The sequence below is a fragment of the Luteibacter sp. genome, from assembly GCF_036500425.1.
Classification (GTDB): Bacteria; Pseudomonadota; Gammaproteobacteria; order Xanthomonadales; family Rhodanobacteraceae; genus Luteibacter.
The window spans coordinates 29,980-45,297 of the sequence record NZ_DASYCB010000016.1; the positions used below are offsets into that span (position 1 = coordinate 29,980).

General features: G+C 65.0%; 15 protein-coding genes. 8 read left to right on the forward strand and 7 right to left on the reverse strand.

Features of this window, described 5'->3' with window-relative positions:
- The first annotated feature begins 53 nt into the window (after nt 1–53).
- From VGN46_RS03365 to VGN46_RS03375, 3 genes are all read left to right on the forward strand, one after another.
- Nucleotides 54–503, forward strand: coding sequence for a DUF4442 domain-containing protein (locus VGN46_RS03365; RefSeq protein WP_331640622.1), 450 nt, complete (start codon nt 54–56; stop codon nt 501–503).
- Between the two features lie 57 nt (nt 504–560).
- Entirely contained in the window at nt 561–2,618 is a 2,058-nt protein-coding gene (locus VGN46_RS03370) for a hypothetical protein (RefSeq protein ID WP_331640624.1), read from the forward strand.
- A gap of 169 nt (nt 2,619–2,787) precedes the next feature.
- Nucleotides 2,788–3,420, forward strand: a complete 633-nt coding sequence (locus tag VGN46_RS03375) for a MarC family protein (RefSeq protein ID WP_331640626.1) — start codon at nt 2,788–2,790, stop codon at nt 3,418–3,420.
- A 55-nt stretch (nt 3,421–3,475) separates the two neighbouring features.
- On the opposite strand, the gene VGN46_RS03380 is transcribed toward VGN46_RS03375, so the two are convergent.
- The 6 genes from VGN46_RS03380 to VGN46_RS03405 form a co-directional block, all read right to left on the reverse strand.
- Entirely contained in the window at nt 3,476–4,432 is a 957-nt protein-coding gene (locus tag VGN46_RS03380; protein WP_331640628.1) for a formylglycine-generating enzyme family protein, read from the reverse strand.
- 9 nt (nt 4,433–4,441) lie between these two features.
- Nucleotides 4,442–4,831, reverse strand: a complete 390-nt coding sequence (locus VGN46_RS03385) for a DUF1622 domain-containing protein (RefSeq protein ID WP_331640630.1) — start codon at nt 4,829–4,831, stop codon at nt 4,442–4,444.
- Nucleotides 4,832–4,956: 125 nt separating this feature from the next.
- Nucleotides 4,957–5,370: a response regulator transcription factor gene (locus VGN46_RS03390; protein ID WP_331640633.1), complete on the reverse strand. Its 414-nt coding sequence runs from the start codon at nt 5,368–5,370 to the stop codon at nt 4,957–4,959.
- 139 nt (nt 5,371–5,509) lie between these two features.
- Nucleotides 5,510–6,163 (reverse strand): response regulator transcription factor, encoded by a 654-nt coding sequence (locus tag VGN46_RS03395; RefSeq protein WP_331640635.1) that lies wholly within the window; start codon nt 6,161–6,163, stop codon nt 5,510–5,512.
- On the reverse strand, nt 6,133–7,095 hold the full coding sequence (locus VGN46_RS03400; protein WP_331640637.1) for a sensor histidine kinase: 963 nt from the start codon (nt 7,093–7,095) through the stop codon (nt 6,133–6,135). Before VGN46_RS03400 ends, VGN46_RS03395 begins: the two co-directional genes overlap by 31 nt.
- 87 nt (nt 7,096–7,182) lie before the next feature.
- Nucleotides 7,183–7,704, reverse strand: a complete 522-nt coding sequence (locus tag VGN46_RS03405; RefSeq protein WP_331640639.1) for an MASE1 domain-containing protein — start codon at nt 7,702–7,704, stop codon at nt 7,183–7,185.
- A gap of 235 nt (nt 7,705–7,939) precedes the next feature.
- On the opposite strand from VGN46_RS03405, the gene VGN46_RS03410 reads away from it, so the two are divergent.
- From VGN46_RS03410 to VGN46_RS03420, 3 genes are all read left to right on the forward strand, one after another.
- A complete protein-coding gene (locus tag VGN46_RS03410; RefSeq protein ID WP_331640641.1) occupies nt 7,940–10,171 on the forward strand; it encodes a patatin-like phospholipase family protein in 2,232 nt (743 codons plus the stop codon).
- A 98-nt stretch (nt 10,172–10,269) separates the two neighbouring features.
- Nucleotides 10,270–11,211, forward strand: coding sequence for a SphA family protein (locus VGN46_RS03415; RefSeq protein ID WP_331640644.1), 942 nt, complete (start codon nt 10,270–10,272; stop codon nt 11,209–11,211).
- A gap of 6 nt (nt 11,212–11,217) precedes the next feature.
- A complete protein-coding gene (locus VGN46_RS03420; RefSeq protein ID WP_331640646.1) occupies nt 11,218–11,865 on the forward strand; it encodes a response regulator transcription factor in 648 nt (215 codons plus the stop codon).
- 80 nt (nt 11,866–11,945) lie between these two features.
- Here VGN46_RS03420 and VGN46_RS03425 read toward each other — a convergent pair whose 3' ends face one another.
- The gene (locus tag VGN46_RS03425; RefSeq protein WP_331640648.1) at nt 11,946–12,437 is read right to left on the reverse strand and encodes a DUF202 domain-containing protein; all 492 of its coding nucleotides are present in this window, start codon (nt 12,435–12,437) and stop codon (nt 11,946–11,948) included.
- Nucleotides 12,438–12,633: 196 nt separating this feature from the next.
- On the opposite strand from VGN46_RS03425, the gene VGN46_RS03430 reads away from it, so the two are divergent.
- Together VGN46_RS03430 and VGN46_RS03435 are read left to right on the forward strand one after the other, a co-directional pair.
- Nucleotides 12,634–13,662 carry an HAD family hydrolase gene (locus VGN46_RS03430; protein ID WP_331640650.1) on the forward strand — a complete coding sequence of 343 codons (1,029 nt, stop codon included), beginning with the start codon at nt 12,634–12,636 and terminating at the stop codon, nt 13,660–13,662.
- Nucleotides 13,663–13,692: 30 nt separating this feature from the next.
- Nucleotides 13,693–15,279 (forward strand): arylsulfatase, encoded by a 1,587-nt coding sequence (locus VGN46_RS03435; RefSeq protein ID WP_331640652.1) that lies wholly within the window; start codon nt 13,693–13,695, stop codon nt 15,277–15,279.
- Nucleotides 15,280–15,318: the final 39 nt, after the last annotated feature.

Below are 15,318 nucleotides of genomic sequence, written 5' to 3' on the forward strand. Positions count from 1 at the left end.
TGTTTGAAACGGGGGGCTACGTCACCGTCGGTGCCGCCGCTACGATGGCGGGCATGAAAGCACCCACCCTCCGGCGCATCCTCAACGCCTGGCCGCCGTTCCTGTTCGCCGGCATCCGCGTCGTCCAGTTCGACGATTATCGCTATGCGAAGGTGAAGCTGAAGCTCGCCTGGTACAACCGCAACTACGTGCGCACCCAGTTTGGCGGCAACCTGTTCTCCATGACCGATCCGTTCTGGATGATCATGGTGCTGAAGAGTCTCGGTAACGACTACATCGTATGGGACCAGGCCGGCGAGATTCGCTTCGTGGCGCCTGGCCGTGAAGACGTCTATGCGGAATTCCGCGTGGAAGACGCCATGCTCGACGAGATCCGCGCCGAGTGCGCCGATGGCCAGAAGCACCTGCGCTGGTTCGATACCGATATCCGCACGGCGTCCGGCGAGCTGGTCGCCAAGGTACGCAAGCAGTTGTATGTAAGGAAGAAGAAGCCCAAGGGGTGACGCAGGACGCGTTGCCTGCCAGTATCGATGACCGGACCACCACGGGGACGTCGATCGATGGGTGACACCGTTACGAGCCGCCGTGCATTTCTGCGCGCTTCCGCCATGGGTACGTTGGCGGGCTTCGTGCCGCTGGGCGCCGCGGCTGCCACAGGTGCCGCGGTCGGCTCTGCTGCATCGGCTTCCGCCACCGCCTCCGCCTCCGCCTCCCCCAAGGCGGCCCCCGCTGCGCCGCGGTTCCCGCCTGCACCGCTGGCGCCGCAGCCGCTCCAGCTCCTGCCCGCTGGCTCGATCGCGCCCGCCGGGTGGCTTCTCCGCCAGCTTCAGATCCAGGCCGATGGTCTGGGCGGCCATGTCGACGAAACCTGGCCCGACCTCGGTCCCGAGAGCGGCTGGCTTGGCGGCAAGGGCGAATCCTGGGAGCGTGGCCCGTATTTCCTCGATGGCTTGCTGCCGCTCGCGTGGCAACTCGACTCGGCGCCGCTGAAAGCCAAGGCGCAGCGCTTCATCGACTGGACGCTCGGCAGCGCGCAGCCCAACGGCATGTTCGGCCCCCGCAGCAACGACGACTGGTGGCCGCGCATGGTGATGCTCAAGGTGCTGGCGCAGTACCAGGAGCTCACCGGCGATGCGCGGGTCATCCCGTTTATGACGAACTATTTCCACTACCAGCTCCAGGCCATGCCTGAGCGCCCGCTGCGCGACTGGGGCCGTATGCGCTGGCAGGATGAAGTGGCCGTGGTGCTGTGGCTGTACACGCACACGCAGGATTCGAAGCTGATTGAGCTGGCGCACCTGCTGAAGAAGCAGGGCTACGACTGGCAGGGCATGTTCGCCAACTTCTCGTTCAAGGAGAAGGTGGATGTGAAGGCGCTCGAAGCGAAGATGAAGAGCGGCGGCGACGTGTTCATGGTCGACGACGGCCTGCAGGTGCACGGCGTGAACAACGGCCAGGCGCTGAAGGCTTCACCGGTGTGGTCACTGGTATCGCGAAGCGCGGATGACCGCGCCGCGATCCATCACCAGCTGAACATGCTCGACACTTACCACGGACTGCCGAACGGCATGTTCTCCTGCGATGAACATCTCGCCGGGCGCAGCCCGTCACAAGGCGTCGAACTGTGCACGGTGGTCGAAGCGATGTACTCGCTGGAGATGTCGCTCGCCATCACGGGCGACGCGGCGCTCGGCGATCGTATCGAACGCATCGCCTACAACGCGTTGCCGGGCACCTTCACCGACGATATGTGGGCGCACCAGTACGACCAGCAGCCGAACCAGGTGGAGGTCAGCCTGCACCGGCGGCCGTGGACGACGAACGGTCCGGAAGCCAACATCTTCGGCCTCGATCCGCATTTCGGCTGCTGCACGGCGAACTTCCATCAAGGCTGGCCGAAGCTCACCGCCTCGCTGTGGATGGCGACGAGCGATCGTGGTCTTGCCGCGACGGTGTATGCACCGTGTAACGTCTCGACGGTGGTGCGTGATGTTCCGGTCGCGATCGAGCAGGTTACGGATTATCCGTTCCGCGGTGATATCGCCATCATGGTGAAGCCGGCGCAGGCCGTCGCTTTCCCGTTGCGCGTGCGGATTCCTGCGTGGTGCAAGAAGCCCGTCGTAACGGTGAACGGTGCGGCGGTGGCCGTAAAGGCCGAAGCCGGCTTCCACACGATCGAGCGCACCTGGAAGCCAGGTGATCGCATCGGCCTGTCGTTCCCGGCCGAAGTCGTCACCGAGCGTGGTTACAACAACGCAGTGACCTTCCTCCGCGGCCCGCTGGTGTTCTCGCTGCCTATTGGCGAAGCCTGGGTGAAGTGGCGTCCGCGTGGACTCACTAACGACTGGCAGGTGTACCCGACCACGCCGTGGAACTATGGCGTGGGTCTGGAAGCGAAAGCGGAAGAGCACCCGATCGGCGCGCGTCCCTTCGCTGGCGCATCGCCAGCGGTGACCCTCACCGTCCGCGGCCGGCCCGTCGCGTGGAAAGCGGAAGAGGGCGCTGCCGACCCCGTGCCGGAGAAAGCAGTGGCTACCGCCGAACCTGAAACAACCCTCAAGCTGGTCCCGTACGCCGGAGCCAAGCTGCGCATCACGGCCTTCCCGCCACTCACGTAAGTTGTAGGAGCGCGCTTGCGCGCGATCGCGCGCAAGCGCGCTCCTACAGGCGACTATTTTCCCCGGCGACTAAGCAGAAGTACTGCCCCGGACCTGCTCCTTCCTTCGGTGGTCCCGTCTGGGACGGGCGGCCATGCTCGCGGTATGTGCAACCGATGCGGAGCCGGCCATGCCTGTCGAACACACCTACACGCTCGGTCTGGCGAAGGTCTTCCTGTTCTTCTTTATCATGCTCGGGCCCTTGAAAGTGCTGGGGCCGTACGTGGCGATTACCCATGCGATCCCTGATGCGGAGCGGCGGGGTATTCCGTGGAAGGTAACGCTGATCGCCACCATCGCCGTCCTGGTCGGCGGCTACGTAGGCGCCCGGTTGATGCGTAACTGGGATATCACGCCCGGGGTCATGGAGTTCGCAGGGGCCATCGTGTTCTTCCTGGTCGCGCTGCGGATGGTGCTGGCGCAGTATGCCGAGCCGCTGGCGGCGTCGCCGGCTCCCGTGCCGGCTACGCCGGTGATGCGTCTGGTGTTTCCGGTCGTGGTTACGCCTTATGGCGTCGCCACCGTGATCACGTTAATGGTGATGAGTGCCGATGGTTCACGGATGGTGGGCATCCTGGCGATGGTGTTGCTGGTGATGGTGCTGAACCTGCTGACTATGCTGTTTGCGCACGCGATCATGCGCTGGATTACGCCGTTGCCGTTGCAGGTGCTGGGAGCGGTGTTGGGGATTTTGCAGGTGGCGTTGGCGTTGCAGATTATGGTGGGGCTGGTGCAGGGGGCGGGGTTGGCGCGGGTGGTTTAGTTTGGCTTTGTAGGATCGCGCGCAAGCGCGCTCCTACAAGAGCCGGCTGCGTTATTCAGGTCGATGGGATGTCCGATGCTACGCAGCGGAAGCCTATATGGCTGGTTGAGGTGTCGACGGGGTGGGGGTAGCGTGCGGCGGGGCGGTAGCGTTGGCAGTAGTTCCTTGCGCACAGGTGTGAGCCGCCTTTGAGCACGCGGCGGGGCACCCGCGCCAGGTCGTGGATGTCGGCGCTGGTGTCGCGGTCGCCGCCACGCGGATTGCTGGGTACGCAGCAGGTCTTCGCGGCATCGGCGGTGTGTGCCGCGCGGTACCAGTCCGAGGTCCATTCCCACGTGTTACCGATCATGTCGACGAGGCCATAGCCGTTGGGTGCGAAATGGCCGACGGGTGAGGTCCGGGCAAAACCGTCCTCGAGCGTGTTCTCGTACGGAAAGCGGCCTTGCCAGTAGTTCGCGAGGTGGTGGCCCATGGGTGCGAGGAACTCGCCCCAGGCGTAGTCCGCGCCGTCCAGGCCACCGCGTGCGGCGTATTCCCATTCGGCTTCCGTCGGGAGGCGCTTGCCTACCCATGTGGCATACGCCTCGGCGTCTGCCGCTGCCACATGGACCACGGGATGTTGCTCGAGGCCTTCGAGATCGCTGTCGGGCCCGGCGGGATGACGCCAGTCCGCGTCGAAGACGAAGTTCCACCAGTAGCCCAGTTCCATCGGTACCGGACCATCGGGTTGCATGAAGACGAGCGAACCGGGACGCAGCATCTCAGGCAACGCGCCAGGGTAGTCCTCGGCGCGTGGCATGACTTCGGCCGCCGTCACATGGCCGGTGGCCGCGACGAAGCGCGCGAAGTCGGCGTTCGTGACCGGCGCGCGGTCAATCCAGAAAGCATCCACGCGCACACGATGTACCGGCTTTTCCTCGGGGTAGAAGTGCTCGCAGCCCATCCGGAACAGGCCGCCGACGAGGCGAACCATGCCGGAACGCGCTGTGACGGGCGTGTCGATACAGGTCATCGGTGCATCTCAGGGTAGGGGTGGCGCGGCGGCGTCGGCGGGGCGTTCCGCGCGCCATGGCCAGCGGCCTTCGACTTCAAGGACGAGTGACCAGCTCAGGAACGTACGGATGATCACGAGCAGGCCGAGCGAGATGACGCTGACCAGCGTGGTGTCGAGTGCGATGGTGCGGACGATGTCCGCCGCGACGAGGATCTCGAGGCAGAGCAGCAAGGCACGGCCGAGACTGCGCTTGTAGCGCAGGTAATGCACGGGTTGCTCGTGCAGCGCAGTGGCCACGCCGATGAGGTACTTGGCGGTGGCGCCGGTGATCGCGACGAGGATCAGCAGGGTCGCCATGGCTTCGATACCGAGGGCGGCGTAGCGGATCCAGCTGAGGACGGTGTCTTCCGGGAGCATGAGCGCCTTTCTCGGAGGGGGCCGGCATCTGGCGAGGAGAGCATCACGCGCGAGCGCGCTCCCACATGGTCCTGTGTGGAAGGGGTGGGAGCTTCGGGGCAATTACTGGTTTGCGTGCCGTAGTTTTACCGGGGGGTGCGGGGGGAGATGAAGGATTCGCCGCGCAGGGCGGCGTGTATCGCATCGACCAGTTCGTCGCCGACGGCGGTTTTTACGACGAAGCCGCGGCCTACGGTGAGCGCTCGCCGGATGATTTCCGGATCGTTGTGGATGCTGACGAACACCACGGGCAGCCCGGGCAGCGCGCGGGCGAGCCGTTCCGCGGCGTCGATGCCGTCCATGCCGGGCATGCCGATATCGGTGACCACGATGTCGGGGCGCAGGCGCATGGCATAGGTGAGAAGGGATGCGCCGTCGGTGACCGCAGCCAACACGTCGAAGTCCTCATCAAGCAGGCGCGCGATTTCCCGCGCCATCTGCGGATGGTCTTCGGCCAGGACCAGCGACGGCCGGCGTGCGGTGGGCAGTGTGGCGTCCATGGGGGGACTTTCGCGCTGGCGGCGATGCAGGGACAGCGTAAAGGCACGTGACGGGTGGTGCGTATATCTACGTTTGGGCGATTGGGTGTCGCGCGCAAGCGCGCTCCTGCGGGGGCAGGGTGAGCCCCATGCGGCACGGTCAGAAGAACAGGCCGAGTTCTTCCGAGCGGCGGACCAGTTCGAGGGTGCTGTGCACGTCGAGGATCTGCATGATCGTGTACTTGTGCGCTTCGACCGTGCGGACGGAGAGGCCGAGTTGCGCGGCGATCTGCTTCGAGCGCAGCCCGGTGCCGACCAGGCGCAGTACTTCGCGCTGCTTGGGCGTCAGTTCGTGCAGGTCGCCCAGGTGGCCTCGAAGGTAACGGGCACCCAGCGATGGCGTGACGTAGCTGCGTCCTTCCAGGACCTGCTCCAGCGCGACCAGCAATTCTTCACCGGCGGAGAGCTTGAGGACGTACCCGTTGGCGCCGGAGCGCATAGCCGTGGCCGCGAGGGCGGGCTCCGCATGCATCGTGAGGAACACGAAGGGCACGCGGTTGCCTTCCGCCCGCAGGACCTTCAGGACATCGAGTCCGTTGCAGCCCGGCATGTTGATATCGGACAGCACGAGGTCGGGCGTATGCGTGCGCACGTGGGCGAGCAGGGCATGACCATCCTGGGCCAGTGCCGCCAATTCGAACCGTTCGTCGAGCAGGCGGGTGATGCCCTCGGCCACCATGCGGTGGTCATCGGCGAAAACCACGCGTGGACGCGTGGCGCACATCACGTCGGTGTCGTCGGTATCCGGATACATACGTCCACTCCCTTGCCTGGGGTACTGCGGATGGTGAAGCTGCCCCCCAGCAGCTTCGCTCGTTCATGCATGCTTGTAATGCCGATGCCAACACGTGCCCCAAGGCAGGCGGGCAGGTCGATGCCCTTGCCATCGTCAACGATGCGCAACGTCGCGATGCCGTCCTCCACCAGGGCGGTCAGCCTGATTTCTCCCGCGTCAGCATGTCGCACGGCGTTCGCCAGCGCCTCCTGCGCGACCCGGTAGAAACATAGCGCGACTTCCGGGCATAGCGTGTCAACGTCGCGGTCCGCGAGCAGCCGTACGCGCGGCCACGCGTGACCTGGCGGATGACGGCAAAGGTTCTCCAGGGCGCCACGTAGCCCGGCATGCTGGAGGCAGCTCGGATGCAGCTGGTGGGATAGCTGGCGCACGTCGTCCGAGAGGGCGACGATGCGGTCCTGCAGGCCGGTGACATCGTCACGGAATTCGGCGGAGAGCCGCTTGCGCAGCGTGGACAGGTCGATCGACGCCGCGGCCAGCCGCTGGTTGATGTCGTCATGGAGATCACGCGCGAGACGGCCGCGTTCCTGTTCCTGCGTGGCGATGAGCCGGCCCGCGAGCTCGCGTAGCTCGCCATGCGCCGCCACCAGCTGGCGGCGGCCCGACGCGCGTTGCTCGACCACCACGGCGACCACGAGCGCGGAGATGGCAGCGAGCAGCGTCCACACCTGAAGTGCCAGCGTGGTGTCCTGGGCCGTCATCGCCGTGAACGGGCCATAGCCCTTCGAGGTGAGGTGCGCGGCGATCACCGCGATGGCGAACATGGTCACCGAGCTTCCGGTCATCTGCGCCGTGAGCACCGCGGCGATCGCGATGGGTGCCGGGGCCAGGCAGAGCAGCGGCCGGTACTCAAGGCGGTCTCCATACGCGTACCAAAGGATCGTGAGCAAAACGAGCGCCAGGACCATGAGGACGACAAAGCCGGGATCGACGCCGCCGGCGCTGCGTAGCGCGGAGTCGTGCGCGCGCAGGCTGCTCTAGGCCGGAAGGAACAAGGCGTGGCCCAGCGCGTTCGCCATCGCGAGGTTGACCCACCACGTGAGCAGTTCCCCGCGAAGGCTCGTCGCGAGGCTGAGCACGGCTGTGACGGCGATCGACACGAGGGGAAGCGCGACCACGCCGAGCAGGACGAAGATCACGAGCACGCGAAAGTCCTGCAGCGCGTGTGCACGACGCGGCATGCGCCGGATGCACCATGCGGCACACGGCACCAGCAACACCGTAGGCAGTGCGAGCAGCGCGATATCGGCGACCGGGAGACCCAGCGCTACCAGGGCTCCGACCAAACCCGCGTAGCCGCAGGCAAGCAGTGGGAACCATGTCCTGCGTGGATTGGCCAACAACACGGCAAGCAGGACCGCACCTGGGAACCAGATGACGTGGGAACCGTTCTGATGACTCCACAGACTGCTCGATACGAGTTGCGCGGCAACGACCCCGGCGCAGGTACCTGCACACCAGGTGGCGGTCCGGTGATCCCTTGTTGGCTGAGCTCCCATCACCGTGCTCCCGACACGCCGGTACGGCGTGTATCCATCGGTGGTTTTCTGGCTCGCCCCCTGCACTGGCGTCATTGATCTTACGGGCTTCGCCTGCGCCCGAATACGGACAATACCGCTCTATCTCTCAGTTTTCTCTAAGTAAATATGCGTACTTCACGTAGTTTGTTCTTCGCTGCCCCGCGCATGTGACTCGGCGGACACTCCGCTGAACACCGGTGACGAGGCGGCGGGCATGCGCAAGAGCTGGAAAGCTGTCATGGCGCTGCTGGCCTTCACATCCGTGATGGCCAGCGCGGCACCTACGCAACCCTCGCCGTGCATCGGCCTCGTGCTGGGCGGTGGCGGTGCCCGTGGCGCCGCACACATCGGTGTGATCCAGGTGCTCGAGCGTGAGCACATTCCCGTGTGCAAGGTCGCGGGGACCAGCATGGGCTCGATCGTCGGCGGCCTTTATGCCTCCGGTTACACCGCCGACGAAATGGCAACTGTGATCGGCGCGCTCGACTGGAAGGACCTGTTTTCTGACGACCCTGACCGCGCCGAAGAGCCCATGCGGCGCAAGGATGCCGATTATCGCTATCTGCTGAATTTCGAGGTGGGTTACAAGAACGGGCACATCGTCACCCCGGCCGGCGTCGTGCAGGGCCAGAAACTCCTCCTGCTGTTGCGCCGGCTGCTCGTGTCCACCTGGGACGTGCATGACTTCAACGACCTGCCTGTCCCGTTCCGTGCAGTCGCCACCGATATCGTCGTCGGCAAGCCGGTGGTCTTCGCGAGCGGCGACCTGCCGCTGGCCATCCGTTCCAGCATGTCGGTGCCCGGCGCGTTCGCGCCCACCAATGTCGACGGCAAGCTGTTGGTCGATGGTGGCCTGATGGACAACGTGCCGATCGACGTGGTCCGCGAGATGGGTGCGGACCGGTTGATCGTGGTCGACGTCGGTTCGCCCCTCGCCGACGAAGCACAGCTCAGCAACCCCGTGGCGTTGCTCAACCAGATGGTCAGCGCGCTCATGGCGGAGAAGACGGATCGACAGCTCAAGGCGCTTTCCGACCAGGACATCCTGATCAAGCCCGCGCTAGGCAAGCTGGGTGCGGGTGAGTTCAACCGGGCCAACGAGGCCATTGCCATTGGCCGCGCCGCGGCAGAAGCGGCGTTGCCACGCCTGCGCGCGCTTACCGCGACACCGGAGGCATGGCAGGCCTACGTGGCCGGCCACCGCCAGCGCGACTTCGATCCGAAGCTGGTTGCCTTCATCGATGTCGACGCGAAGCAGACGCATACCGCTACCTTCGCCGGCCGTCAGCTGCAGCCCGAAGTGGGCAAGCCCTTCGACGCGAAGGACGTGGAAGCGCGCATCGGCACGATCTACGGGCAGGGTAGCTACCAGCAGGTGGACTACCACCTGGTCGAGCGCGATGGCGATCACGGCATCCGGCTGACACCAGTCGACAAGAGCTGGGGACCGATCTACGGGAAGATGGGTTTCCAGCTTGATGACGATTTCAACGGCCGCAGCGAGTACCTGATCTCGGCCGAGATCACCGCGACCAACCTCAACCAGAGCGGCGGGGAATGGCGCAACACGTTGTGGAGTGGCCGCATCGGCGGCATCCGTTCCGAGTTTTACCAGCCGTTCGGTGAGGGCTCGACGGTCTACGTGATGCCCACGGCCGTCGTGCGCAACGAGGATGTGCCGGTGTTCGACGGCAAGGGTGAGCAGGAACTGGCCGAGTACCGGATCCGGCGCCGGAACGCGGGTGTCGAGATCGGCTGGACGCCAGCCTCGTATTGGCGCATCTCCACCTCATTGGTGCGCGGCAGGGACACCGGCGACCTGCGGGTGGGGTCGCCCTCGACCTTCCCGAACGGGACCTCGGAATACTCGGCGCTTGGGCTGGGGCTCGACTGGGATAGCCTGGACAATGCGCAGTTCCCCACGCGGGGAAGCCACGTCAACTTCGACTACATCAGCTTCCGCACCTTCCTCGGTGGCAAGGTCAGCGGCGACGTCGCCCGCCTGGTGGCGGACTGGGTCCCCGATTGGGGCCTGAGCACGGGGCGCTACCACCTGTTGCTTGGCATGCGCGCGTCCAGCGCGCTGGACAACACGAACTTCTTCGAATCACAAACCTTCCTGGGCGGCTTCCTCAACCTCTCGGGCTATGGCGAGCGCTCGTTGTACGGCACGCAATCCGCGCTGGGTCGTGCGGTGCTGTATCGGCGCACGGGCAACCTCGACGCGTTGTTCTCCACGCCCATCTTCATCGGTATGAGCCTGGAGGCCGGCAATACCTGGCGCAGCAAGAACGACGTGCGGCTGGATTCGCTGATCTACGCAGGCAGCATCTTCGCCGGCGTGCAGTCGCCGCTGGGGCCGGTGTTCCTCGGCGTGGGCCACGCGGCGGGCGGGCACACCGCGGTGTATCTCACCTTCGGTTCGCTGCTGCGGCCCGGACTGTAGCCGGTAGATTTACCTACGGCGCGTGAGTGGTCTTTCGCTTAAGCCGCCGCCGTGCCGCACGCACTCTAGGCAGGCCCTTCATGAAAGCGGATGCCAGCATGAAACGCCTTTCTGCCTGCGCCCTGCTAGCCGCCTGCCTCCCCACCGCCGGCCTGGCCACCGAGGGCGCCATGGGGCGCTCGATCACCGGAGCGCAGATCACGCCTTACGCGGCGATCGTGCCACCCGACCCGGGATTGCACGTGGCGGTCAGCTTCGTCAATTACTCCGGCAATATCGGCGGTAACCGTGAAGTCCCGATCGGTGGCCTGGCCGCACTGGATGTTCGTGCGAACGTCGACCTGTTCGCGGGCACGTTCGCGTACATCTGGGATACGGGGACGGGCCGCTGGAACTTCGCCAGCATGTTCACCGTGCCGTACATCCGCCCGGACGTCAGTGCGGCGGTGACGATCGGGCAGCGCAAGGGGCAGTTGAACGATCGCGCGTCCGGCCTGTTCGACCTGTATTTCGCACCAGTCATCGCCAGCTATCACGTGAGTGAGGTCGAGCACTGGTCGGGTGGTGTCTACGTCTACGCCCCGACGGCGCGCTACGAGACGGGACGCCTGGCGAACCTTAGCCTCAACAACTGGACGTTCACCCCCGCGGTGGGCTACACGCACCTGTTCGATCGCGGTACGTTCGAATTCAGCGGCCTCGTCGGTGTGGATTTCTACACACGGAATAAGGCGACGGATTACAAGAACGCCCCGGTGTTCCATCTCGACCTGCTGGCGATGAAGCGGACGCCGAGCGGCTGGGGCTTCGGCGCAGTGGTCGGCTGGATCCAGCAGCTCTCCGATGACAAAGGCCCCACGGCCGACCGGCTCGGCGGCTTCAAGGGTCATGCGCTGGGCGCGGGTCCGGCCATCGATTTCAAGAAGACCTTTAGCAAGGACAGCAGCATCGACTTCACCCTGCGCTGGGTGAAGGAGTTTCATGTATCGAACCGGTTGAAGGGCGAGCCGCTCGTGCTCAACGTATCGTTCGCGCTGTAGCGGCCCATGCACGCCCCGGACGACGCGGTGTTAGCGGTCGATGTGGTGGTGGCCGACCACCACCGCGTCGTTGCGGAAGGCGTGGCCGCGTTGCTGGCGCCGTGCGTCCGCTCGACCACGCTGGTGCATTCCGCCGCCACGCTGTTCGAACGGGCGGAGGCCGGCATGCTCATCGTGGGTGACATCGACCTGCCCGATATGCCGGGGCTCGATCCGCTCCGCCGCCTGGCCGCGCGTCGCGACGACATCCGCTTCATCGTGCTCTCCGGGCACGACGAGCCGCTGGTGGTGCAGGAAGCGATGCAAGCGGGTGCGTGGGCGTATGTACTGAAGCACTCGCCCCGCGGCGAGTTGCTCGATGCGTTGCGCGACGTGGTGGAGGGCCGTCGTTACGTGAGCCCCGGCCTGATGGCCGCACTCGTGAACGCGCCGCCGCCGGTGCATCGGCTTACGCGCCGTCAGCGCGAAGTGCTCGAGCGCATGGCCCGAGGCCTGCGCGCCACGGAGATCGCCGTGGAGCTCGGGATTTCCGTACGCACGGTGGAGAGCCACCGCCAGGCCCTGCTCGATCTGTTCAACGTGCATAGTGGCGTGGCTCTCGTGCGCGAGGCCATCCGCATGGGGCTGATCCGCGACCACGGTAGCCGGCCCTGATCCCACTACCCCGAGGAGAACGCTGAGGAAGCGCTCGCGAAGACCCTGATCCCGAAGCTCAAGGCCGATGGCGTCCTGCGCTAGCCGAATGGCCCCACGTGTCCGACGAGGCTGACGATGGCAAGGATGCCAATCGCCAGCAGGATCACGGAAACCAGCAGGGTCAGTGACACGGGATAGGGTGTTTCCCCATGGATCAGACCCTCGTGCGTCATCGCCAGCCGCTCGTTGCGCAGCGTTCGCATGTAGCGCAGGTGGTAGATGATCCCTAGGATCAGCATGACCACCCCCAGCATGACCATCGCGACGCCGAACTGCCGTGGCGCGCTGCTGCCTTCGGGTAGCAACTTCGTGCTGCGCAGCCGCTCGAAGAACTGCGCGATCGTGAAGCCGAAGCTGATCAGCGAAATCGAGGTGCGCATGATCGACATCAGCGTGCGATCGGTGCTCATACGCGTGCGCTGGAACGACATGCCTGTACGCCGTGCGGAGAGCTCCACGGCGGCATCCGGCCGTGCGCCTTCCAGTGCGGCAGGGACGTAGCTGTACTTCTGCGATCGGTCTGTGCTCATGCCATCCTCCGGCTCCCCTCATCCTCGCGGGAAACCCGTGGATGGCACAGCGCAAATGCCGCCGTGCGCGCTGGGTAGATCTACCTAGTTAGTGCTGCGTCGTAAATTTACCTAGGCACGTGTGCGCGGGACTACGCTTGGGCGCGCGGCATCCCCTGCACAAGATCATTCCCTGCCTTCGCTGAAGGATCGGGACGTGCTGACTTACCGGTGGGAACCACGGCATTCGATCGCCACCTTCGTCGCACTGGTGATGCTCGCCAGTGCAGGGCGCGCTCATGTCGATCCCACGAAGGATCCCCTTCCATCGTGGAACGACGGACCGACCAAGGTGGCGATCACGGCCTTCGTCTCCGACGCCGTCGCCGAAGGTGGCGACCGCTATATCGCACCAGCCGACCGGCTTGCCGTCTTCGACATGGACGGCACGTTGATGACCGAGAAGCCTTTGCCCGGGGCGGTGCTGCCGTTGGCGGCCGATGTGAAGGCCGCGGTGGCCCGGCGGCCCGCGCTCGCGAACGAGCCGGGCGTCGCGGCGTTCCTCAAGGGCGATATCGCGGCGCTGCAAGCCCAGGGCGAAGCGGGCCTTGCGCAGGTGATGGCGGCGGCGATCGATGGCCGCGACACGGACGATGTGGCGGCGGACATGGCACGCGAAGCGCGGACCGCACAGAACTCGCGCTTCGGCGTGCCCTACGTGCGCCTAGCTTACCGACCCATGCTGGAGTTGCTGCGCTACCTCGAAGCGAACGGCTTCGAGACATGGATCTGCAGCGGCTCACCCATCGCCTACACCCGCGCCATCGCGAAGGACAGCTTCGGTATTCCGCCGGACCGGGTGATCGGCAGTGCCCTCGCTACGCATGTCGAAGAACGCGGCGGCCGCGTCGTCCTCGCTTATACCGGCAAGGTCGACCAGGTGGTGGATCGCGAGGGCAAGCCGCCGGCGATATGGCGCGCCATCGGCAGGCGTCCCGTGTTCGTCGGGGGCAACGTGGGCGGCATCGGCGATGTCTCGATGATGCGCTATGCCATGGATCGTGGCGGCCCCTCGTTCGCCCTGCTGGTGAACCACGACGACGCCGCGCGCGAGTTCGCGTATGCGGAGAAGGGCGGGGAGTCCCTCGCCGCCGCCGCCCGTTATCACTTCCGCGTCGCCAGCATGCGTGGCGACTGGAAAGCCATCTTTGATCTGTCGGTGACCGCGCGTCCACCGACTCCCTGACGACGCGCCCGCAAAGCGGCTGGAGACAACATGGCTACTGACAAGAAGGCAAAGAAACCCGCGCCAGAAAAGTCCGCCAAGGCGGGCAAGCGGCCCAACATCCTGGTCATCTGGGGCGACGACATCGGCATATCGAACCTGAGTTGCTACACGCGCGGCCTGATGGGCTACCAGACACCCCATATCGACCGCCTGGCGAACGAGGGGATGCTGTTCACCGACTCCTATGGTGAACAGTCGTGCACCGCCGGGCGCTCCTCGTTCATCACCGGGCAGAGCGTCTACCGCACGGGCCTGTCCAAGGTGGGCGTGCCTGCCGCGCCGGTCGGCATGTCGGACAAGCTCATCACCATCGCGGCGGTGCTGAAGAACCAGGGCTATGCCACCGGGCAGTTCGGCAAGAACCACCTCGGTGACCGCAACGAGCACCTGCCGACCAACCACGGGTTCGACGAGTTCTTCGGCAACCTCTACCACCTGAATGCCGAGGAAGAGCCGGAGATGTACGACTACTGGCCGGAGAAGGATTTCCCGGATTTCGTGAAGGCGGTGCGGCCACGCGGCGTGGTGCATTCGTGGGCGACCGACAAGGACGACCCCAGCGTGGACCCGCGGTTTGGCAAGGTCGGCAAGCAGAAGATCAAAGATACCGGGCCGCTTAACGTCAAACGCATGGAAACCTGCGATGACGAGTTCGTGGCGGCCACAAAGGATTTCATCAAGCGCCAGGTCGATGACGAAACGCCGTTCTTCATCTGGCTCAATTTCACCCACATGCATGTGTTCACGCACACCAAGCCGGAGAGCGAGCGCCAGTCAGGCCGTTGGCAATCGGCATACCACGACACCATGATCGATCACGACCGCAATGTCGGCGAGGTGCTGGATTACCTGGACAAGCTCGGCATCGCCGACGATACGTTCGTCATGTACTCCACCGATAACGGCCCGCACCGGAACAGCTGGCCGGATGCCGGCACCACGCCGTTCCGGAGTGAGAAGAACACCAACTGGGAGGGTGCGTTCCGGGTGCCGTTGGTAGTGCGCTGGCCGGGGCATATCGATGCCGGAAGGGTCTCTAATGGTATCGTCCAGCACCATGACTGGTTGCCGACCTTCGCGGCGATGGCCGGGGCGGATGAGGCCGTCGAGCAACTGAAGAAGGGCTACCAGGCGATCGGGCGCACTTACCATAACCATATCGACGGCGCTAGTTTGCTGGGGCACCTGACCGATGCAAAGACACCCAGCCCGCGTAAGCTGTTCGTGTACCTTAGCGACGACTGCGATGTGCTTGGTCTGCGCTTCGACAACTGGAAAATCTCGTTCATGGAGCAGCGCTGCAAGGGCACCATGGCGGTATGGGCAGAGCCATTCACCCGGTTGCGCCTGCCTAAGCTCTATAACCTGCGCACGGACCCCTACGAGTTCGCCGATATCACCTCGAACTCGTACTGGGAGTGGGTCGTTTACCACGGCTACATCATCTTCGGCGCATGGCACATCATGGATAAGTGGGCCGCGACGTTTAAGGAATTCCCGCCTGTGCAGCGCCCGAACAGCTTCACGATCGATGATGCATTGAAGATGCTGAGCGAGACGACACGGGCGGATTGATGCCCGCTGTCGTAGGAGCGTGCTTGCACGCGATGGGTG

Coding starts and splice junctions, on each gene's coding strand:
- VGN46_RS03385 (WP_331640630.1), bottom strand. CDS start 4,831: ATGCTCCCGGAAGACACCGTCCTCAGCTGGATCCGCTACGCCGCCCTC.
- VGN46_RS03410 (WP_331640641.1), top strand. CDS start 7,940: ATGCGCAAGAGCTGGAAAGCTGTCATGGCGCTGCTGGCCTTCACATCC.
- VGN46_RS03435 (WP_331640652.1), top strand. CDS start 13,693: ATGGCTACTGACAAGAAGGCAAAGAAACCCGCGCCAGAAAAGTCCGCC.
- VGN46_RS03395 (WP_331640635.1), bottom strand. CDS start 6,163: ATGTATCCGGATACCGACGACACCGACGTGATGTGCGCCACGCGTCCA.
- VGN46_RS03375 (WP_331640626.1), top strand. CDS start 2,788: ATGCCTGTCGAACACACCTACACGCTCGGTCTGGCGAAGGTCTTCCTG.
- VGN46_RS03415 (WP_331640644.1), top strand. CDS start 10,270: ATGAAACGCCTTTCTGCCTGCGCCCTGCTAGCCGCCTGCCTCCCCACC.
- VGN46_RS03405 (WP_331640639.1), bottom strand. CDS start 7,704: ATGGGAGCTCAGCCAACAAGGGATCACCGGACCGCCACCTGGTGTGCA.
- VGN46_RS03370 (WP_331640624.1), top strand. CDS start 561: ATGGGTGACACCGTTACGAGCCGCCGTGCATTTCTGCGCGCTTCCGCC.
- VGN46_RS03420 (WP_331640646.1), top strand. CDS start 11,218: ATGCACGCCCCGGACGACGCGGTGTTAGCGGTCGATGTGGTGGTGGCC.
- VGN46_RS03390 (WP_331640633.1), bottom strand. CDS start 5,370: ATGGACGCCACACTGCCCACCGCACGCCGGCCGTCGCTGGTCCTGGCC.
- VGN46_RS03425 (WP_331640648.1), bottom strand. CDS start 12,437: ATGAGCACAGACCGATCGCAGAAGTACAGCTACGTCCCTGCCGCACTG.
- VGN46_RS03365 (WP_331640622.1), top strand. CDS start 54: ATGAAAGCACCCACCCTCCGGCGCATCCTCAACGCCTGGCCGCCGTTC.
- VGN46_RS03380 (WP_331640628.1), bottom strand. CDS start 4,432: ATGACCTGTATCGACACGCCCGTCACAGCGCGTTCCGGCATGGTTCGC.